Source organism: Pleomorphovibrio marinus (assembly GCF_003347495.1).
Lineage (GTDB): Bacteria > Bacteroidota > Bacteroidia > Cytophagales > Cyclobacteriaceae > Pleomorphovibrio > Pleomorphovibrio marinus.
Genome location: NZ_QCXY01000011.1, coordinates 1 through 19,256, shown reverse-complemented (window position 1 = coordinate 19,256; position 19,256 = coordinate 1). Strand labels below are relative to the sequence as shown.

At 44.4% G+C, this 19,256-nt stretch carries 20 protein-coding genes; 7 read left to right on the top strand and 13 right to left on the bottom strand.

The annotated features are described in order from the left end of the window. Positions 1-130: 130 nt before the first annotated feature. From DB520_RS21530 to DB520_RS21505, 6 genes are all read right to left on the bottom strand, one after another. Positions 131-949 carry a KilA-N domain-containing protein gene (locus tag DB520_RS21530; protein ID WP_114751861.1) on the bottom strand — a complete coding sequence of 273 codons (819 nt, stop codon included), beginning with the start codon at positions 947-949 and terminating at the stop codon, positions 131-133. A gap of 171 nt (positions 950-1,120) precedes the next feature. Next, the gene (locus DB520_RS21525; RefSeq protein ID WP_114751860.1) at positions 1,121-2,005 is read right to left on the bottom strand and encodes a 3'(2'),5'-bisphosphate nucleotidase CysQ family protein; all 885 of its coding nucleotides are present in this window, start codon (positions 2,003-2,005) and stop codon (positions 1,121-1,123) included. Then, positions 2,006-2,977: a phosphotransferase gene (locus DB520_RS21520; protein WP_114751859.1), complete on the bottom strand. Its 972-nt coding sequence runs from the start codon at positions 2,975-2,977 to the stop codon at positions 2,006-2,008. A gap of 323 nt (positions 2,978-3,300) precedes the next feature. Then, positions 3,301-4,443, bottom strand: a complete 1,143-nt coding sequence (locus tag DB520_RS21515) for an SO2930 family diheme c-type cytochrome (protein ID WP_114751858.1) — start codon at positions 4,441-4,443, stop codon at positions 3,301-3,303. A 3-nt stretch (positions 4,444-4,446) separates the two neighbouring features. Further along, complete coding sequence (locus DB520_RS21510) at positions 4,447-5,748, bottom strand: parallel beta-helix domain-containing protein (RefSeq protein ID WP_114751857.1); 1,302 nt, start codon at positions 5,746-5,748, stop codon at positions 4,447-4,449. A 388-nt stretch (positions 5,749-6,136) separates the two neighbouring features. Further along, complete coding sequence (locus DB520_RS21505) at positions 6,137-6,856, bottom strand: hypothetical protein (protein WP_114751856.1); 720 nt, start codon at positions 6,854-6,856, stop codon at positions 6,137-6,139. 674 nt (positions 6,857-7,530) lie between these two features. On the opposite strand from DB520_RS21505, the gene DB520_RS21500 reads away from it, so the two are divergent. Together DB520_RS21500 and DB520_RS21495 are read left to right on the top strand one after the other, a co-directional pair. Beyond that, the gene (locus DB520_RS21500; RefSeq protein ID WP_114751855.1) at positions 7,531-8,082 is read left to right on the top strand and encodes a DUF2911 domain-containing protein; all 552 of its coding nucleotides are present in this window, start codon (positions 7,531-7,533) and stop codon (positions 8,080-8,082) included. Between the two features lie 125 nt (positions 8,083-8,207). After that, complete coding sequence (locus tag DB520_RS21495; RefSeq protein ID WP_114751854.1) at positions 8,208-8,894, top strand: MarC family protein; 687 nt, start codon at positions 8,208-8,210, stop codon at positions 8,892-8,894. Between the two features lie 480 nt (positions 8,895-9,374). Here DB520_RS21495 and DB520_RS26815 read toward each other — a convergent pair whose 3' ends face one another. From DB520_RS26815 to DB520_RS21485, 3 genes are all read right to left on the bottom strand, one after another. Then, complete coding sequence (locus tag DB520_RS26815) at positions 9,375-9,518, bottom strand: hypothetical protein (RefSeq protein WP_157972189.1); 144 nt, start codon at positions 9,516-9,518, stop codon at positions 9,375-9,377. A 218-nt stretch (positions 9,519-9,736) separates the two neighbouring features. Beyond that, positions 9,737-10,186: an RES family NAD+ phosphorylase gene (locus tag DB520_RS21490; protein ID WP_232835091.1), complete on the bottom strand. Its 450-nt coding sequence runs from the start codon at positions 10,184-10,186 to the stop codon at positions 9,737-9,739. Between the two features lie 20 nt (positions 10,187-10,206). Then, positions 10,207-10,752 (bottom strand): antitoxin Xre/MbcA/ParS toxin-binding domain-containing protein, encoded by a 546-nt coding sequence (locus tag DB520_RS21485; protein ID WP_114751852.1) that lies wholly within the window; start codon positions 10,750-10,752, stop codon positions 10,207-10,209. A 368-nt stretch (positions 10,753-11,120) separates the two neighbouring features. On the opposite strand from DB520_RS21485, the gene omp85 reads away from it, so the two are divergent. Further along, complete coding sequence (gene omp85, locus DB520_RS21480; protein ID WP_157972188.1) at positions 11,121-12,605, top strand: Omp85 family outer membrane protein; 1,485 nt, start codon at positions 11,121-11,123, stop codon at positions 12,603-12,605. Between the two features lie 47 nt (positions 12,606-12,652). Here omp85 and DB520_RS21475 read toward each other — a convergent pair whose 3' ends face one another. Further along, entirely contained in the window at positions 12,653-13,147 is a 495-nt protein-coding gene (locus tag DB520_RS21475) for a hypothetical protein (protein WP_114751850.1), read from the bottom strand. A 217-nt stretch (positions 13,148-13,364) separates the two neighbouring features. Here DB520_RS21475 and DB520_RS21470 point away from each other — a divergent pair, with 217 nt between their 5' ends. Then, on the top strand, positions 13,365-14,663 hold the full coding sequence (locus DB520_RS21470) for a Gfo/Idh/MocA family protein (protein ID WP_114751849.1): 1,299 nt from the start codon (positions 13,365-13,367) through the stop codon (positions 14,661-14,663). Between the two features lie 12 nt (positions 14,664-14,675). Here the strand turns inward: DB520_RS21470 and DB520_RS21465 are convergent, their stop codons facing one another. Further along, the gene (locus DB520_RS21465; RefSeq protein WP_262511328.1) at positions 14,676-16,256 is read right to left on the bottom strand and encodes an endo-1,4-beta-xylanase; all 1,581 of its coding nucleotides are present in this window, start codon (positions 16,254-16,256) and stop codon (positions 14,676-14,678) included. A 41-nt stretch (positions 16,257-16,297) separates the two neighbouring features. Further along, the gene (locus tag DB520_RS21460) at positions 16,298-16,567 is read right to left on the bottom strand and encodes a CHC2 zinc finger domain-containing protein (RefSeq protein WP_114751847.1); all 270 of its coding nucleotides are present in this window, start codon (positions 16,565-16,567) and stop codon (positions 16,298-16,300) included. 152 nt (positions 16,568-16,719) lie between these two features. Between DB520_RS21460 and DB520_RS21455 the strand changes: the two genes are divergently transcribed. The 3 genes from DB520_RS21455 (at position 16,720) to DB520_RS27315 (ending at position 17,477) form a co-directional block, all read left to right on the top strand. Continuing rightward, positions 16,720-17,058, top strand: a complete 339-nt coding sequence (locus DB520_RS21455) for a helix-turn-helix transcriptional regulator (protein WP_114752050.1) — start codon at positions 16,720-16,722, stop codon at positions 17,056-17,058. A 10-nt stretch (positions 17,059-17,068) separates the two neighbouring features. After that, a complete protein-coding gene (locus tag DB520_RS21450) occupies positions 17,069-17,287 on the top strand; it encodes a DUF2683 family protein (protein WP_114751846.1) in 219 nt (72 codons plus the stop codon). Between the two features lie 70 nt (positions 17,288-17,357). Further along, positions 17,358-17,477, top strand: a complete 120-nt coding sequence (locus DB520_RS27315; RefSeq protein WP_114751845.1) for a type II toxin-antitoxin system YoeB family toxin — start codon at positions 17,358-17,360, stop codon at positions 17,475-17,477. A gap of 697 nt (positions 17,478-18,174) precedes the next feature. Here DB520_RS27315 and DB520_RS21440 read toward each other — a convergent pair. After that, positions 18,175-18,636 (bottom strand): hypothetical protein, encoded by a 462-nt coding sequence (locus tag DB520_RS21440; protein ID WP_114751844.1) that lies wholly within the window; start codon positions 18,634-18,636, stop codon positions 18,175-18,177. Positions 18,637-19,256 lie beyond the last annotated feature (620 nt).

Genomic DNA, 19,256 nt, shown 5'->3' with positions numbered 1-19,256 from the left:
CAAATTATCAGTAAATCATCGCAGTAACATAGACTTCGTAGTTCAAATCTAATCAATTTGTCGATAAATTTTATCACTTGCCGTGATAGACGCGCAATCTTGATTAATAAGAGTTCTTCTAGTGCATCCGTTATTCTTTTAACTTTTTGGTAGATGGTGAATTGACCAATGATTTCATTTGCTGGATTGCCAGTTCATTAAGTTGTTTCAACCTGTCCGGTTGGGCATTACCTTGCTGTATAAGCATGGCATTGATACTTTCCAAATTTGAGAGTACAACTAACTGCTCTATGGTGGAATGATCTCTTATGTTGCCTTCCTTTTCTGGATTTTGGTCTCGCCATTCCTTAGCGGTTACACCAAAAAGTGCTACATTCAATAAATCTGCCTCAGATGCGTAGACGAATTGTATTTTTGATTTGGGTAGTTTCTCAGGGATCACTTTTTCTTTGATGGCGTCTGTATGGATTCGGTAATTGACCTTGGCCAAGGTACGGCTCACACTCCATTCTATTTGTTTCCGGCTGCTTTCTTCTTCTTTGAGACGCTGGAATTCTTTGATGAGGTAAACTTTGAATTCTGCACTGATCCAGAGACCAAATTCCAGAGCGATATCGCTATGTGCATAGGTACCGCCATACCGTCCTGCTTTTGCCATGATACCCCGGGCATTTGTTTTTCCCACCCATTCTTTTACACTGATTTTATAACTGTTCAAGCCTGCTTGACTTCTAATTGTGGCGAATTCGCCATAATTAAAATCCGGATTGTTGACCTGTTCCCAAATTCCCAGAAATTCAATTGTATTTCTATTTCTAAGCCAGTCAGAAATGAAAAAATCACCATCTTTTGCCTGTAACATATCAGTCAAAGAAATATATTTTTCATTGTCCACATCGGAAATGGTAATAGGTAAGCCTCTGACTTCAATAATTTTATTCTTAGCCATATTATTTTATTTCAATTAAAAAAACTTGTTTAATTCTATTTTGTCAAGATACATTAAAGGCTAAAACCTAAAAGGTTTTTTGGTATCCAAATTTCAAGTTTTATTGCTTCTTTTCTTTGCAGGTTTACAAACATTTCAAATTTAACAAAGTAGGAATAATTAGAACCCAAATTAACCGATAGCTGATTCCTCCAACTGAATAACCATTTCCGCAATTCCTTCCGTTGTCGCATACACCACCCCTTGCTGGTGCATAAAGGTGGTTTCCGGCGTATTGAGGCGTAGTTTTTCACCATTGCTATTGGAAACCGGTAAGCCCAACTCCTCAAAAATCAGGCGTGTGGCGGCAAAATCCCAGATGCTGCCACCTCCCTTTTGGGACCGGGGAAATTTTAGGTAGCAGGCATTCGCATGGGACAACACAGACAGGGCATTCCGTACCGCACCAAAACCAACGTGGTAAACCACCTCCCGGTAATTTTGGGCTTTTGCCCATTCCTTCATCCGGTCGGTAAATGCATTAAAATAATTGGCGGACTGCAAACTTCTGTCCATATAGATATGGAAGATGTTATCATCACTGCTCCTATCCAAGCGAAAAGATTGACCATTCAGCGCAATGCCTTCTCCTTGGATAGCGCTGTAACATACTTTCTCATCAGGAAGATAGACCACGCCGATCACAGGATCTCCGGATTTGGAAATAAGCGCAATGGAAACGGCATACCCGGGTCGCTGCTCGGTAAAGGGCAAGGTGCCGTCCAAGGGATCAATACACCAGAAATAGTCCTTGTTTAAGCGGGACTGGTCATCGGCTGCTTCTTCGGTCAATAAGCCCAGATCATATTGGACAATCCCTGCCTGTAGGTGTTTTAGAATGAGTTCCTGTGCCTTAAAATCGACCTCGGTCACCACCTGGGAAGCCTTGGAATATCCCCCATGCTTGTTCTGCAGGTCATAGGGTTGATCTACCTGGGATTGAATCAGTTGCCCTGCTTCTATACTTGCATTAATGGCACTTTGGCAAAGTGTGGAAAGGGTATTTCTGTTGAACATTTAAACGTAATTTAGTTCTTCCAATACGGACTGTGTAAGGCGCTCGCTATAGCCATGCATCTTCCAGTGACCGGCACTCCAGCCATCCAGAAAGCGGTAGAGATCGGCCCAGGCGAAGTTGTAAAGCTCCGTCCACTCTTCCTTAACAGATTGAAAATCAAACTGCTTATCAAGTGCTAGTTCAAGTGCATCAAAATAATGCGTAAGCAATTCCTCCTCATAGTTTTCGCAGGCTTCTTCGGAAAAACAACTGCTGATAAAATAGGCGACATCCTTTATGCCACAGCCTTTTCCAACATATTGAAAATCCACGGCTGCTACCTGGTCTTCCGGGCCGAAACAAAAATTTGCCAACTTGGCGTCGCCATGTACCAGGGTTTGAAAGGTAGCTTTATTGAGCCGTTGATCGATCGCCGAAGCGGCCTGCTGCAGGGATACATGATTCATTTTCGCCCACTCATCGGGGCGGGTTTCCAGGTGCCAATACGTGCCAATATCCCAGAGGCCTTTGGGCGGTACCTGCATAAATTTGGCATGGAAACGGGCCAGCCATGTCAGGCAATTTTTGGCAGCTGCCAAGGAAACCGTGTCGGGCGTCAGGACTCGGGTATAACCGAATGCCTGCAGGTCTTCCATAATAATCAGCCGCATGCTTCCTTTCGTTTCTGCATGTAATAATTGCGGAACTTTACAATCAGGTCCCGTTATCCGCGCATAATGCTGGTACCAGTAGCTTTCCACGGCATAGGATCTGATTTTACGCTGATGGGATAAATCGGTATTCCAGCCCCTGGGGTGTTTATCGGATTCGGGTAACTGTATGTGCTTGACGATAACCGACGGATACTTCCCTCCTTCTAATACATAGCGTTTAATCGAGCCATAACCACTCCATAAAGTCTGAACATGTGTGATCTCCCTAATGGCGGTGGCATCTGTGCATTGAAGAATTAGGGAGACTATGGGAGGCATGGTTGGTTTAGGGTTTAATAGTTGTGTTTGTGATAAATTTAAGGCGGAGACAACAATTTAACCAGGCTAAAAGATCATAAAATTACCGAAATTTTTCCTCTTAATGAGGAATGCTGCATTGAATTTGACAAATCCGGTAAATCCCTTCTGACATGGATCGATACAGGCACTATTCGGTATCTCTTTTGGTTTAGACAAGTATATGCATGGGATTTGTCATGTCGATCTTTTAATACGATTGCGATTTGTTGTAATTCCCGTCCGACAATTCCTTGCTTAAACCATATGGGAAAAGGGGAATTTTTTTTGCCCATATCATTTTATCACTTGTCGGCACTTAGGTGTTGAAAAGATTCCTCGGGCATGGCATCAATCCAGGCTTTAATCAGTTCCATTCCTTCGCTGTGCACCATGCCCCTTCCGATTTCCGGCATCGCCGCACCCACTTGATTGGTACCCATCCGATAGGTCAGGATGGATTCATCACTTTTCCCTGGCCATATGGCATAGGTGAAAGACCCTGCGCCAAAACCTGCCGCCACCGGGGTTTTGAACACCCCCAGTTTTGCCGGATCCGTTTCCTCGTAATTCAAAAATAAGCCCGAGGTACTTGCCGGACCTTCGGCACGGTGGCAGTGTGCGCAGTTGATATCCAAATAGGCCTTTGCCCTTAGTTCCAAATCCGACGAGGTGTCGTTATAACTGACCATGGCGGGGTATTCATGCAGTGGTTTCAATCCCTCCAAATACCCGGCTACTTCCCAGGCGATCAATTGGTTTTCTTTCCCGGGCAAATCATGGTTCAGGTGCTTTGCTTTCACGCCCAGCGGTACCATAACTTCCTCGCTATTGTGGCAGCTTTTACATTGGGCCTGGTTGGGAACGATATAATTCAACAACTGCTCCTGCCCCTGATCATCTACCCAGTTTACAGGCACTTCCGCCCCCACTGCTTTGTAGTGGGCGTCCGTTTGCTCCTCATTCCAAAGATAGGGAAAAGCCTGCCAGGTCCCGTCTTTCTTGACCATAATCCGGGTCTCGATAACCCGGATATGTTCCGAGGGCTTTCTGAAATCCGCCGGATAATAGAAATTCTTGACAAGGACCGTCTTTTCCGGGAAGTCGAAGGTCCCCTCTGGATCATCTTGAATCGTAGCACTTGCTTCCTCAGGCATCCAAATGTACCGGGTTTTGAATGCATAATCGGTAAAGAGCGACGACACAGGCTCATACAAGAGAACACCGTTCCCCGGGTCAAATTCCCTGATTTTGCCTTTGAAAAACCCGTATTCGGAAAGTTTTTTGAAAGGCATCTGATCGAAATTCAAGGTGCTGATTTCCACATCAGGAGCTTCCCAATCCCCAAGGGGCACTGGTTGACCGGCTGTTTCATTTTTAGTGGACGAATTGCAAGCAACCACTATCAGAAAGGTCGCCAACGGGCTGTACATCAGAGAAGTATTCATGGGCTACCTATTTGAGATGGCACGTACGTTGGTGTGGATGTCGATTTGACAGTCGAAGGGTGCATAATCCTTGGAGGATTTGATGTTTTCTTCTCCATCCCATAGGTCAAAGAGGGTGAAATGAAGTTGGGACATATCGGTTTCACGAATACACACATTCATCGGGTTGGTTTTGATGTCCGGGCTGAGGCGCTTGTCCCAAAAACCGTCATAGATGATGTCCTGTGTCTTTCCTTTTCCATGGGCATTGTAAACAGCGATCAACTGGCCGAATTCTTTGGTTAAATCCGGGAGCTGTACCGATCTTTTATAATCGTTATCGTGAATATAAATATCGGAGGTGAAGGGCGACCAGTTGGGAGCATCAGCAGGAAACCCGGTGATTTGATAGTTCGAAATGGCGATGCCTACCGTTTTATTTTGGTGGATCCGGTTATTGAAGATTTCTACCTCCTTCGCTGCCATCAAAATCAGACCTGAACCTGGGGGGATTTGCGTCACAGTGTTGCCATTGGGTTGTTCGTTCAGCGCAGTAGCAAAGTTCACGTGATTATTGGAAATGATGTCATTGTCATAAATTTTGGTCCCCCGGCCTTCTGCCTTCGGTAATCCGGGCAGGTTAAAAACCAGGATACCGCCGGTATTGTCCCTTGCCGTGTTGCCAAACACCTCGGCATTGTCGGAATTTTCGATTTCAATCCCAGCCACATTGCCGAAGGCAAGGGAATTTTTTACAATGATGTTTTCCGATTGACCTACATAGATTCCCGCATCCTTCGAATGGGAGGCGATACAGGCATCAATCATTACATTTTTACATTGTACGGGGTAGATGGCATAGGTTCCATTTTTGGACTTGTCGCCATTGGTCCAGGTGACATTCACTTTTCTAAATGTGATGCCATCACAATGTTGGCTTTTAATTCCGTCCCCTGGCGCGTCTTCAACACTTAGGTTCTCTATGGTTATGTTTTGACCGACGAGCTTTACCCCTTCCCCCCCTGATTTCAATTCCCTAAAAGACAGTACGGTCGCTTCCATGCCAGCCCCTTTTATCGTGACGTCTTTTTTGTTGTCTAGGATGAGTTGGGTCTTTAAGTTATAAAACCCGGCGGGTACGGCTATCGTATCGCCGTCCTCCGCAAAGATGAACGCCTCAATCAACCTGTCTATTTCTTCCTGACCTGCCCTTGGGAGCTTACTCGAATCAAAAGACCTCTCAGAGCTGCTACCTTGACAGCTCAGCAGTATGCTTGCCGAAAGCAATAATCCGACAAAAATAAGTGAAGCATTGATTTTTTGCATGACCGTAGAAAGATAGTTATTTCAAAAATAGCTCAAACCCATTGAAATATCACTTTACAATTGTCAAAAAAAGATAAATCCTAAAGGGTGTCGATGGAATGTCCATTCAACCCTTTAAATTGGTCGTAGATTTTCACCAATCGGGATTGCATCGACTATCCCTTACTTCTTCCAGTAATTAAGCGATCTGCCTGTATCCTCAACTGATCTCCCGTTCTTCCGAGCGAAAATAGGCAAACAGAAAAACGTAAAATAGACAAGAAACCAGGTGCCAAAGGGCATGGCCCTGAAGAATGGAATCCGGACCAGAAAATTGACCGGCAATATCGAGGTCGCGGATCTTCGAACCCAGGGTGATGGCGACCACACCTGCCACAAACCAACGGAATTACAGGTATTTCCCGGGTTGAATCAGGCTAACTCCTGCAAAAAGTAATAAAATACCGGTGAGGTAACGGGAGATTTCCGAAAAGGAATAGTCCCATTTGTAATAAGTGAAATAAACGGATCCATAAATCACCAGTACTGCAAGCACCGGCCAGCTGGGAAATAGACGGCGGGTTCGGGGTACCCGGATCGTGGGCAGCCAACTTCCTATCGCAATGGCGGCCAGGCAAATCATCGTGGCATACATCCCTCCTACTTCACATTGCTGCCCGTACCTGCTTAGCGAGGCATGAAAGAAGCCGCTTCCCAGGCAAAGGTAAATGCCGGCCAGGCCAAAGAGAAAAGTCTGTACGGGAGCAAATGTCAGGTATCCCCGGTGCAGGGGAAGTTTTCGTTTCCAGTCGTAAATCGCCAGCCCCACCGCATAAAAGCCAAAACAAATGTAAACAAGGTTGGACCAGGTATTCATCCGGGTTCGGAAAACGCTATCCGGATAGATGCGTTCTGCGTATTGCGGGGCGGTAAATTCATTAGCCGGCACCCAGTCAACCCATACCGGCACATCCTTGAATGCGGTGAAAAGAAATACAGCTAGCAGGAAAACAATCCCGGTACCCCCGAGCCCAATCCAATGCACCCATTGCGGAAGCTGATTGAGCTTCAATCGCTCAGCCATGCCATATTTCAAACGTTTTTCTATGGGAACCTGTTCCTGGGGCATATTTGATGGTTTGAAGGTAAAAAAGATTTAGGAAAAATACGACCGGCTATTTGATATAGGTCTTGAGTGGGTCGCTTTTCTTGCAGAGAGCGGTCTTATATACTTCCAGATAAATAAAATTAAATTCCTTCTCAAAGAAAAAGAATATAACAAAAGCAGATTAGTAAATGAAGCCGTCAGGGCATAGGTAAAAAGAAATTTCGATATAAAATATTCTTAGTTAAGGTGAAATTTTCCGGGCTCTATTCAAGGGAGTTTCGTTGTTTTTGACTTCTCAAGTAATGCTGAAGATGTATTTTACCGTTGGGATCATAAGAGACACTACATCAAAGATGAAGTGATCCAGCTTCAGGATCAGCCCCTTTCTACCTGCAACCTATGGAATCCGGAAAATATCAAATCATTTATCCGACAAGCAGAAAATTTGGGTTGGATGATAGAGTTGAAATAAGAGGATTCTAGTTGTTAAAAATAAAATAGTTCAAGATACCGGGTATTCCAGATATTTTGTACCTTAAACCAATATAAAATATAGAATTATGAAATCGAGCCTGCCTGGACGGCAGTCAGGGCATGACGCGAGCGACACACGGGGGGATGATTATAGATTGCGAGATTCTCCCGAAGTGAATTCGGGACAGGCTTTATGACCGCTGAAAAGAAAATATAAACAAATGAAACGTAACATTCTCATTGGAACCGCCATCATCGTATTGATTTTAATCATCTGGGTGGTCTATGCTTTATTTATCGCTACGCCCGTAAGCCCCCCAGCTACGGCCTCCTTTAGTCAGGATGGTTTGGAAATCACCATTGATTACAGCCAGCCATCCAAAAAAGATCGGCTTATCTTTGGGGAGGAAAGTGCCGGTGCGCTCCAGCCCTATGGTCAATATTGGAGACTGGGAGCCAATGCGCCTACCGAAATTACATTTAACAAAGACGTCAGCTTCGGTGGCGAGCCAGTAAAGGCAGGAACTTACCGAATGTATGCCGTTCCCGGGAAAAACGCATTTGAGGTTACCTTAAACAGTGATACAGGTGGCTTCTTTGGTGCGTCGGAACCTGATCATGAATTGGATATTTTGACAGTCCAGGCACCGGTTCAACAAACCGATTCCGTGCAAGAGACATTCACCATTGCTATTCGCTCCTCAGACAACGGTGCTACAATTACCTTTAATTGGGATGATATCCTATTTACCGTGTCGGTAGCCGAGCAATAACTTCCCCTCCTGTTTTAGGAGGGGGTCCGGGGGGTGGTTCCATTTTTAAATTTCTTTGCCACCCAGTCGCCTATGGCACGCATCCTGCTTAGGTATACTACTGGATAAAAATTTTACTCAAATTTATGGATTGGAGTCTGAACCTTAACTTTTTGGCAGCAATGCTGGCCATGGTAAACCCCGTTGGACTTATACCGATATGGTATGAGTTGACCGGGGATGCAACCCCAAAAATCAGGAGAAGAGTGGCCCTGATGGTAACAGGGACTTCCTTTTTTATCCTACTTGTGTTCCTTATTCTGGGTGAGTATATATTGCGCTTCTTCAGTATCGATATAGAGGTTTTTAAAATTGCGGGTGGGTTCCTGTTGATGTTTACGGCACTGTCCATGATTCAGGGATCGGCTACCAAGCTGGAGGAGATAAAAGAAGAGGCGGATACGGACTTGGGATTGGCAAAGCTGAGGTTTGAAAAGGTGATGGTTCCCCTGGCCATTCCCATGCTGGCCGGGCCTGGTGCCTTGACCACTGTTTTGTTGTTCAGCTTCAGGGCCAATGACGCCGTTACCTATGCGGGTCTGTCAGGCATCTTGCTGCTAAGTTACTTCTTTCTCTTTCTTGTCTTCAGTTTTTCCCATGTAGCAGAAAAAAAAGTGGACGATATCGTATTTGTGGGATTTACAAGGGTGTTCGGCTTGTTAGTTGCCGCCATCGCAGTGCAGTTTATGGTAGAAGGATTGGGAGAGGTTTTTCCGCAGTGGATGGAAGGAGGCTCTGCGGTGGATACGGAGGACGCAGACAAAAGCGAGTAAATCTGAATAAGCTCCTCCTCACTACAAAGCCAGTGATGCCTACGGATCAACTTTTGTAATTTCATTGCTGGATTATTTTAAAGTAGTGTCTTCTTATTGTATATTATTCTTCCTGCCCATCCTGTTTCCACCACCCCCTTTTATCCCCCTCCTAAAACAGGAGGGGGAAAACGCAGAATTGGTGTTGTTTTCTCCGAAAGTGGTGTAATTGATTAACTTGATTTTTTGATAGTAGTTTGATGATCACTTGCAGTATTTTATTCCCTACCACCTCAGGTCGTTCCTAATACTCATGGAAGGTGAACCTTTAAGTTTTTAGCATTCACTATGCTTCCCATCCTGTTTTAGGAGGTGGTTGGGGGGTGGTGGAAAGTTGATTTCCTGATTCCAAGTTTAATTAATACAAGCCGTATTTTTCGCAGTTCATGTAAACCGCTTTCCAATTGTATTGTTGTTTGATTTGGTGTCTTATACTCCGTTTTAAATTTCTCTTTTGAATAACAAGAGGCTTATGGCCAAAAAGCCTAGGCCCGTTAAGCCTGGAGGAAGAATGCTATTTGAAAAGCTTAAAAATATCATAACAATTCCTAAAATGAGTAATACTATGGCTACTACTTTTTTCATAGTTATTTCGTTTTTTTGTCTAGAATTCACTACTGAATCCAACAAACTTTAATTTACCCATAAGTTGCCAACTAACAAAACGTACAGGATCAAAAGTGAAAAGGTCCCTCCTCCCGCTAGGGTCCACCCAGTCCATAAACCCTGTAATTACCATTGCAGGACACACAAAGCAAGTTCTACTTCTTGCCTGTTTTAGGAGGGGCTAGGGGTGGTTGAACCTAAATCCCAAGTTTATAAACAAACTTTCTGGCATCCACCGCCTTGAACAAATCATGGATCCCCGGGAACCTGGGGTTGACCAATAAGTTGTGTTCTTCCGGGTAAAAGGATATATGTAACCGGGCTGATGGAACCTTTAAGAATGGGAAACTATTTTCCCTCAGCCATAGTTTGCCAAAATCTTGTGTTACTTTGCCATGGGGCAGCAAATTCCAGTTCTGTGGGAGGCTTTGCTTTTCAAGCGTACCGATCAGTTCACTGTCATGGATTTCATAGTTAACCACGTACCACGTTTCGAGTGCAGCAGAAGTACCCTTGATGCACAGGTATTCCAAGGCCGCCAATGCCGCCGAACTACCAGTGTAAATCATGGGATAACCTTGTGGATTCCACCTTCCCCCTGACAATGAACTGCTAAAAGGCTCCCTGTGGTATTTTTCCGACATCATGCGGTAATAGGTAAGCATACTCAAAGGAAATTGCCAAAATGAAGAGCGTCTATGGCCTCATGCACAAGCTCTATCCCTGTCATGGACAGCATCAGGTCACGAGGCTTGGCATGTCCTAATGCCAGGTTAGGTGTATTTAACCAGGATTTAAGATGGGATTCTAGTCCAAAAACTTCCATCCCCTTATGGATGGCCTCGTCTATTTTGAAAAACTGGTAGGAACCCGGTGTCCCTATCTTACTGTCTGCAGACCACCTGGACACCGTGCTTGGTGAAACAGTGACCGCCTTGGCCAAATCCACCATTTTAAGATCCAAAAAATCAATGATCGGGGTAATCTCCGCATAGGTCAAGTTACCTTCCAATTTTCGACCCACCTCCTGCAAACTTTTTGCACTTTTGAAACCATCCAAAAAATAACCATACCCGTTTTTTACCTCATAACTTACTTGCTGACCTCCCTTCTTGACCACAAAGGTCTCAGAAATACCATAGGACCTTTCATAATCACTGATATAGGAAAGGTCTTCAGACCTAGGGGTTTTGTACGGTTTATCTTTTTTCATTTGATATACTAATATATGTCATTTGAAAATATATAAAAAGTATTTGATTAATTATTTTATTTCGAGAGGAGGAAACGCAGAATGATTGTTGGGTTCCTCGAAGCGAACCTAGGGCAGGCTATCCCGACTTATAGTGCGGGACAAGTTCCCGAAACAAGTTCGGGACAGGTAATGACCGCTGAAAGACAATTATAAACCAATGAAATTCTAATGCTTTTCTAATATCGACCAACTCCCCTACTTATTAATTTTGCAAGCAAGGACTGGGAGCAAGGAGTTTCCTTTTTAAACTAAAAAATTAGAATATTAAATAGATGGATTATCGACTAAAGTTATTCCTTTCAAATTCCTTTTTAATCCTTTTTTCCATGGCCACTGCAATAGGTCAACAGACTTTCTTTATAGGTACTTCCACCCAAGATACCGCTGTAGTGAAAGGCAGCGACACATTGGAACTACCTTTTCCCCTATCCAAGGAAAAAAGGCTTAGTTTTGAGGATATCATCAACAAAAAGGAAAACTGGTACAGCACTGGGCTTCCTGAAATGACCATAGATCCCATCCGGGGACTGTCTGTAGGAGGCAACGCTTTTCTTTTTAACAATAACGACAGGGATGACCCATTTTTTTATTATACCCCGTACCGAATCCGTTACGGCGTTGGATTCCGAATTGCCCAAAATGGCCGTGTTGCCGGGGAGTTAAATATTGATATTCCCTACGTTTTTAACACCAAATGGCGGCTAAGGGGCGACATTATCTATGCAGATGACCCCAATTTTCAGTATTTTGGTATTGGGGAACAAACCTTGGATCCCCTACACTATCAGGACAAATTAACCGGTAATCAGGTAAATAGGGCCAGGTTCAATGATTATGCCCATAATTTGGCCATCACACGTCCTGGAAGGCTTTCCACTATTGGAGAAGATCCCACCAGAACGTATACAGACCTCCATTATAATGAGGTGGATTACAATCAGTTTCTTGTCGGTTTGGTGGCGGAGCGTTCCTTTTTTGAGGGCAGGATGCGACTTATGGTGGGACTGGAATACCTCAATATCGGCATCACCCATTACGATTTCCAGAACGTACCCGGTGCCATAGATCCGATCACAGGAGAGGAAAAAACAGCCATACAAGGGCAAACACGGATTACAGAAGATTTTAGGCAACAATCCATTGATGCTGAAGGCTCGTTTTGGGCTAGACACAATATTGGTGGTTACGATGGGGGCAGGATCATGTTGCTCCAAACAGGCCTGATGTGGGATACCAGAGACCTGGAACCGGACCCATCCAGTGGATTCTTTGCGGAATTAGCGCAAGAGGTTTCTTATGGCTGGATGGGCTCGGAATTCGATTTTACCAAACACCTGGTTCAGGGGGTCTTTTACGAAAAGCTCTTTCCCAGACATCTCAGCAAAACGGTACTCACCGGAAGGTTGGCTGTAGGGTATGTCAGGGGGAATAACATCCCCTTTACCGAAGTCCTGGACCTTTGGGGGTCTTCCGAGGGAGGTGGCATTCCGGTGCTGGGAGGTGCCCGGGCACTTAGGGGCTACCGGGAATCCAGGTTTGCAGGAATGGTAACCACCTTGGCCAACCTGGAGATCAGATCTCGGTTTCATCAAATGCGAATATGGAACCAGCACCTTGCGTTTTATGCCGTCCCCTTCTTTGATGCAGGAAGGGTTTATGATAGTTTTGCCAATATCGAAATGCGAAATTTCAGGTATAACCCCGGCTTAGGGGCAAGAATAGCCTGGAACCAAGCCACCATACTCAGACTGGATTATGCCAGAAGCCAGGAAGACAGCCAGTTCTTTTTTGTCTTTGGGCATACTTTTTAACCAGGTTCAGTAGTATTTTGACGGAAGTAATGCCGGTGGTTTTGTGCTTAAAACCCGTTAAAGGACTTGAGTTTTAATTGTTGGATTTTTTCTTGGTAATCATATTGCAGATCCTCATGTAGCCCACTGACCAGTTTTTCTATCTTACCCACCTGCACATTGTACAGGTTATCGATGACGGGATGGTGAAAATCAAGGTAACCATAGGCCTTAAGTTGCTCACAAAAGTAACCGATAAGCTCGATTTGCATGATTTTATCCTTGGTCAACTTCAGGTTTTTGTTGAGTTTTCTTCGGATCGCCTGGGCGGATTTTTTGGCCACATAATAATGCTTGGTATTTGCCTTTTGAAACTCGGTTTCCAACTCCTCCTGCACCATTTCCACAAAAAGCTGCGGATTGTCCCTTTCAAACAACTTAAAATACAGATAGGCTTTGTTGTCTCGGGTGAATTTACTCAATTCAATAATGATGTCGGTCAACTCCTTGGAATCAAGGTGATTGAGTTCTTTTTTGATGGCTGCTAAACTGGGTAACTGCATAGGTTAATGCTGGGCAATTCTTCGTTCATATTGATTTTTGCTTTAGGCTGTTTTACTACCTCAAGAAATACATTCTATTTTTACGATTTTATACATTTTTGGCACAAATTTAAACTTTTTTTGAGGTGTCATTTAGTATATTTAAGTGTGTATTTGTTCTGAAGGAAAGTTTCTGATCCCAACCTTACTTAAGTTGTAAACTTACCCAGTTTTCACCATGGAAAGAAGAAAATTTATTAAAACCGGAACATTGGCCACCACCTCTTTATTGGCCACTCCATTTTACCTAAGAGCAAAGGAGGAAAAGATCAAACTTGCCATATTGGGCACGGGATGGTGGGGAACGGAAATTCTCTTAAAATATGCCTTGAAGTCCGGGGAATTTGAAATTGCGGCCCTTTGTGATGTGAATAAGGAAGCATTGGGTAATGCCGCTGCCATTGTCCGTTCAGAAACGGCCCTCTCCCCCAAACTTTTTGACGATTACCGGGAAATGTTTGAAATGCCGGGACTTGACGCCGTGGTCATCTCCACTCCCACCCACTGGCATGCGCTTCAATTTATCGCTGCCTGCGAAAAAGGGTTGCACGTACTCCTCGAAAAGCCCATCAGCTATGACATCCAGGAAAGCCTTGCCATGAAAAAAGCCTATGAGGCAGCCAGCAACGTGGTCATCGTCGATTTTCCCAGAATGATGGCCCCTCTAATTGGAGAAGTTAAAAGTTTTGTTCAAAGCGGTAATGCCGGCGAGATACTCCAAGTAAAAGCAACCATTAATAACCACGAAGGAAAATTGGTGGAAATGGAAGTGCCTGCCCATCTGGATTATGAGAAATTTTGTGGGCCTGCACCAAAGTTGAAATATTTGTGTAGCGAAAGCAACTCACAGTTTCGTTGGAGGGGTCAGCATGGCTTCAATAGAGGGGTAATGGTGGATTGGGGCATCCATTATATCCATAATGTCCGGAAAGTGCTGGACCTTGGCCTGCCCGACACTATTTCAGCAGTGGGCGGCACACTTTATAACCATAGCTCAGATAACCCCGACCACTTGGAGGTTTTTTATACATTTGGGGATTTACCCGTACAATGGAGTCACAAAAGCTGGGGATATGTTCCAACCTCTTATCATCACGGTATAGGGGTCTACTATTATGGGAATGAAGCCACAATTTTCCAGTCAGACGGTGGTTGGGAGGTCTATACCAAAGACGGTAACAAACATACCCATGGAACTATTGACAGAAATCCCCAACCTGATTTGGTAGATCTCGTATTCAACAATCTATTCGCGGAATTTGCCAAACACGTAAAGACGAACAGGCGTGAAGGAGTAACCAACACCTTTGAGGATGGCTTTTTGACCACCGCTACCGTCAATCTTGGGGATATATCTTTTAGGTCGGAGGAAAGCCTGGAAATCGAAACTTCTTCTTTGGATCTCAAGAACAGTTCTAATGCAAGAGCCCTTCTTAGAAGAGAGTACAGGGAGGGTTATCATCATCCATATGTTTGATAATGCTCACCCTTAATGATACCCTACTAACTTAGCTAACTCTTGGACAATAGGCTTCGCCTGGTACTCCCTGTCAAAAAGCAATGGATAATCCGTCCTGCCCCTTACCGGCCAGTTGTTTTTCCAGGAATGATGATCGGCCACGCCCCAGGTGGTCACCCTGGAGATTTTATCTTCATGTTTTAAAAACAACTTAAAGAAATCAAGGTACCTGTCTGTAAAGGCAGCCTCTACCTCTTCCGGCAAACCTTCTGTGTAGGGGTTTAATTTTTCTTGATAGGCTTCTGTATCTGTTAATTCTGCCCCAGCATCCCCTCTTGGGGAAGGAAGTACAGAAAGATCCAGTTCTGTGATCATCACGGAAACCCCCAAATCGGCAAAGGCCTCTATACTTTTTTCAAATTCTTCCAAAGAAGGGTGACCCATGCCCACATGCCCCTGCATGCCAATGGCATCTATCTTGATCCCTTTGTCCTGCATACCTTTTACCATCTTGACCACCCCTTCCCTTTTGCCGGGATTTGCCATGGAATAGTCATTATAGTACAACTCTGCATCAGGATCGGCTTTGTGGGCCATTTGGAAAGCCAAGTGGATGAACTCTTCACCCAGGATTTGATAAAATTTGCTCTCCCTGTAGGATCCATCGTCCAAAACTGCCTCATTGACCACATCCCAGCCATGAACCCTTCCTTTATACCTTCCTACCACAGTTTTGATATGGGTCTCCATTCTTTCCTTCAGCACCTCCTTAGATACATCATTGCCATTCTCATCTGTAAAAAACCATTTAGGAGCTTGCGAATGCCAGATAAGGGTATGGCCAATGATATGCATTCCATGTTTTTCTCCGAATTCCACAAATTGATCAGACATATCAAATTGAAAATCCCCTTCGTTGGGCTGCATGGGGCCGCTTTTCATGACGTTTTCTGCTACGATGGAGTTGAAGTGGGTCTTTATCAATTCCAGCCCATTTTCGTCTCTTCCCGTAATTTGACGGCCATTCATAGCTGTACCAATATGGAATTTGCCTTCAAAAAGGTCCTTGAGAAAAGGGGATTCTGCTTTCGGATTATTTGGTGGCAGGTTTTCTATCATACATCCCATGCCCACTATTAAGGCAGTCGCCATAAATACTGTGCTTAAGGGTTTTTTCACAAGTTTTCGGATTTTAGCAATTTTCATTACAATAGGTTTTATAGGTTGATAACGAGGATAAATTAATCGAATTAGGCACTTAATAAATTCTTTATATGGATAAGGTGGCTTTACCACGATCCTATTCATCAGATTCTCAAAGATTCCTTCCTTCATTTTTTGGCGGTTGAACCTGTAGGTATACTCATTGATGTAGGGCTGTAGGTTCATGACCGAATGGTGAGTACCCCTTAAACCTACTTTGAACATCATGATCACCCGGTGCATATGTTTGAAGTTCTCACCTTTCTTTCCCGATTTTTCTCGAGACAGCTTCGGAAAGTGGACTTCCATGCCGTTATAACCGCTCCAAAAGTCAGTCTTGACCTCCGTATCGCTGTTAATGTGATCCTTCATAAATCTCCCCAGATTTACCCTGGAGGCGGTTTCTATCCCCCTTCCTTACCAGCGGGAAACATCTTTTGCACCCCTTTCTATGCCCACCACCATGATTTTCTTTTTCCCCTCGTTTCTTCCGGTCGTTCTTGCCTCCTACATAGGATTCGTCTACTTCTACCTTCCCCACCGGCACTACAGTTACTGTTGAAGGATGTCCAGCTGTTGGTCTTGGGGTAGAACTGCAGACTGGGCGTTTTTTCATCGTGCCAGGGGCAGTGCAGCCGATGGTTCTTGTCGGGTTTTAATCCGTAGTAGTCAAGTACCTGGGATAGCGCAAGCCGGGATTTGATCTCCCGGATGTCCATAACAAAAATCTTTAATTTTTTTAATGTGTATAATCAGACACAAATCTATAAAGTCATCCCTATACCCAAAACAACTTTCCTCTTTTTTTTATGCATCTTTTTACCGTATTTTTGGGTTATCAATGCATGATCATCCATTTAAAGGTGTAATCATGACTAAAATAAGTGACAGGATAGCGCAGCTACGCAAGCAAAACGGCTGGTCGCAAACAGAACTGGCCAAAAAAATCGGAGCTTCAAGAGAGGCTATTGGCAAGTATGAACGCAACGAAGCCCTACCCTCGGTAGAAACGGCAAAAAAAATCGCCGATGCATTTAGCGTAACGGTGGATTACCTTGTTGACGAAACTGCCCGGCCTACTTTTGATAAACTCACCGTGAGAAGACTTCAGGATATTGAAGCACTTGCACCGGAAGACAGAGGCCACTTGATGGCCTTGATGGATGCATTTCTAAGGGATGCCAAAACGAAAAAAGCTTACGCTTCGTAAATTTGACGACATGAACAACACTATAATTATCCATACAGAAACAAAAGAACAGGAAAATGCCCTGATAGCTTTTGCCAAAGCCCTCAAAATCAAGTTTGAGGTGGCAAAAGGAAGTCCGTACAACCCTGATTTCGTGGCCAAGATTAAAAAGAGCCAGCAGGAATTTGAAGAAGGCAGCTTTACCAGGATTGAAAAGAAAGACCTGAAAAGCTTCCTTGGCATAGAATGACCTACCAACTGGAATTCTCCGGACAGGCCAACAAAGACATTGATTTCCACAAAAAACCGGCAACAAGGCCTTGCTCAAAAAGCTCTTCCAACTCCTGGAAGAACTGACCGAGCACCCCACTTCAGGCACCGGTAAACCGGAACAGCTAAAGCATAACCTCGCAGGCTACTGGTCAAGAAGGATCAGCTAGGAGTACAGGCTTGTTTACAAAATCCTGGAAAATCAAACCGTACGGATTTATTCTGCCAAGGGCCACTACTGATGATGAATGCACTGCAATTACAAGATACGCCTAGCCATATCTTCAAAAAGACAAGGGCAAATCCGGTGGGACAAGGGTCATTACCTATACCAAAATAGTGGAAGGTTTTGTCTATCTGCTTGCCATTTACAGCAAGTCGAAAAAGGAAAATATCTGCAAAAAAGAACTGTAAAAACTGCTGCTAAATCTGCGATGAAAGTACATTTGTCGTTCCCCACGAAAAAACACTTGGTCCGTATCTTTATGTGGGATAATAGGATTTCCCACTCACTTTCAATATCCTCTCATCCTTTGAGGCCACAAAACTCCCCCCCGTTAATTTCTTCTATCGACAGGTCGGTCAGCCCCTTGTGCTTGGCCCATTTTAATGTGATTTCCACGGCCCTGGCCCCAGATGTGGATATTACCTCGAAACTTATGAAATCGAGCATGAGAAGAACCTCACACGGAGTATTAAAAATTGGCATTTACAGAAAGGAAATAACATTTAGTTTCTCGCAGCCCTGCCCTGAGTTTTTTCAGGGGGGCGCAACGAATTCGCAACGCTCGCAGCGTTGTATCTTTAAAATCTGTATTTAATCAATAAATTATTTGATTTAAAGTAATATGTCAATGGTAGGGATGATTATAAAAGCGAGATTCCCCCGAATCGAGTTCGGGGCAGGCTATGTGACCGCTGAAAAGAAAATTTAAACACATGAAATACCCCTTTCCGTCGGATTCTAAGCTTGGCAATCGCGTTTTTATGGGAAATGGACTTTCCGACTTTTATCCCTTTGTCCACTCTGGTAGCCTTAAACACCCCTCCACCAGGCATTAAGGGAATATCCCCACCCACAAACTGCGAATGTGTCAAGGGAAAATAACTCCCGTCGCTCTCTCGGTACCAGTTTACCTCAGGTGAATCCCCGGCAAAGAAATTGGAGACGTTGTCGATAATTCCGTTGTAGAATCCCTGAAAGGCCACCGCCCTGGCAACGGGGTTCAGGAAAGTCCCCGTCTGTCCCCACCAGTAGGCATAGTTTCCCGCCGCCATATCGGTATAGGTGACTGAGGGAAGACCTATGAAACCGGCGGAAGGGCCCAAAAGACGGGGACATGCAGCCTATACTTTGAGGATGGATCTTAAAAAACGATGATGATTATCCTTTGTCCCCAGTTTATTAGCGATGGATTACCTTCTCGGGGATTACAAATCCCCTTTATCTGATTTCGGGATTGCAAATCGCGAACAGCGGCTGACTTTGTGACTTCTTTTTTTGGGGGTAATGGGGTTTTGTAGTGTGTGTTGACGAATAATTATTGGGGGAAAGTGCCGTTAGGCACGGCAAATATATTAACCCAGGGTTTCAACCCTTGGGTCAAAGTGAACATGTGGGAAGAAAGTGCCACTAGGCACGGCCGATTTAAGACGGGATAAGATCGGGGTGTTGGGTCAGGATGGCGATAATAATCTTACCACCTGGCCTTATCCCTAGATTCAAAACCTTTTGTACCACCCTGTTTATTCCAAGAATGAGGTGCAGTTGAGTTGAACCCCTTCTGGGGTTCCGGGGACTTGGTTGGTTTCTTAGTCCCCGGGTTGTAAACACCGGGGCTAATGGGGTTTGACCACTTTCGTGGTCTTTGTGTTTTCTGGATAGTTTGTTTCCTTAATTCCGGGACTCGATCTCCTGCGCCTGGGCAAAAGTTTTACATGCCACCAAA

What these genes read in the sequence shown, in the direction of transcription:
- DB520_RS21530 (WP_114751861.1), bottom strand. Translation starts at nt 949, where the DNA reads ATGGCTAAGAATAAAATTATTGAAGTCAGAGGCTTACCTATTACCATT.
- DB520_RS21525 (WP_114751860.1), bottom strand. Translation starts at nt 2,005, where the DNA reads ATGTTCAACAGAAATACCCTTTCCACACTTTGCCAAAGTGCCATTAAT.
- DB520_RS21520 (WP_114751859.1), bottom strand. Translation starts at nt 2,977, where the DNA reads ATGCCTCCCATAGTCTCCCTAATTCTTCAATGCACAGATGCCACCGCC.
- DB520_RS21515 (WP_114751858.1), bottom strand. Translation starts at nt 4,443, where the DNA reads ATGAATACTTCTCTGATGTACAGCCCGTTGGCGACCTTTCTGATAGTG.
- DB520_RS21510 (WP_114751857.1), bottom strand. Translation starts at nt 5,748, where the DNA reads ATGCAAAAAATCAATGCTTCACTTATTTTTGTCGGATTATTGCTTTCG.
- DB520_RS21505 (WP_114751856.1), bottom strand. Translation starts at nt 6,856, where the DNA reads ATGCCCCAGGAACAGGTTCCCATAGAAAAACGTTTGAAATATGGCATG.
- DB520_RS21500 (WP_114751855.1), top strand. Translation starts at nt 7,531, where the DNA reads ATGAAACGTAACATTCTCATTGGAACCGCCATCATCGTATTGATTTTA.
- DB520_RS21495 (WP_114751854.1), top strand. Translation starts at nt 8,208, where the DNA reads ATGGATTGGAGTCTGAACCTTAACTTTTTGGCAGCAATGCTGGCCATG.
- DB520_RS26815 (WP_157972189.1), bottom strand. Translation starts at nt 9,518, where the DNA reads ATGAAAAAAGTAGTAGCCATAGTATTACTCATTTTAGGAATTGTTATG.
- DB520_RS21490 (WP_232835091.1), bottom strand. Translation starts at nt 10,186, where the DNA reads ATGATGTCGGAAAAATACCACAGGGAGCCTTTTAGCAGTTCATTGTCA.
- DB520_RS21485 (WP_114751852.1), bottom strand. Translation starts at nt 10,752, where the DNA reads ATGAAAAAAGATAAACCGTACAAAACCCCTAGGTCTGAAGACCTTTCC.
- omp85 (WP_157972188.1), top strand. Translation starts at nt 11,121, where the DNA reads ATGGCCACTGCAATAGGTCAACAGACTTTCTTTATAGGTACTTCCACC.
- DB520_RS21475 (WP_114751850.1), bottom strand. Translation starts at nt 13,147, where the DNA reads ATGCAGTTACCCAGTTTAGCAGCCATCAAAAAAGAACTCAATCACCTT.
- DB520_RS21470 (WP_114751849.1), top strand. Translation starts at nt 13,365, where the DNA reads ATGGAAAGAAGAAAATTTATTAAAACCGGAACATTGGCCACCACCTCT.
- DB520_RS21460 (WP_114751847.1), bottom strand. Translation starts at nt 16,567, where the DNA reads ATGGACATCCGGGAGATCAAATCCCGGCTTGCGCTATCCCAGGTACTT.
- DB520_RS21455 (WP_114752050.1), top strand. Translation starts at nt 16,720, where the DNA reads ATGACTAAAATAAGTGACAGGATAGCGCAGCTACGCAAGCAAAACGGC.
- DB520_RS21450 (WP_114751846.1), top strand. Translation starts at nt 17,069, where the DNA reads ATGAACAACACTATAATTATCCATACAGAAACAAAAGAACAGGAAAAT.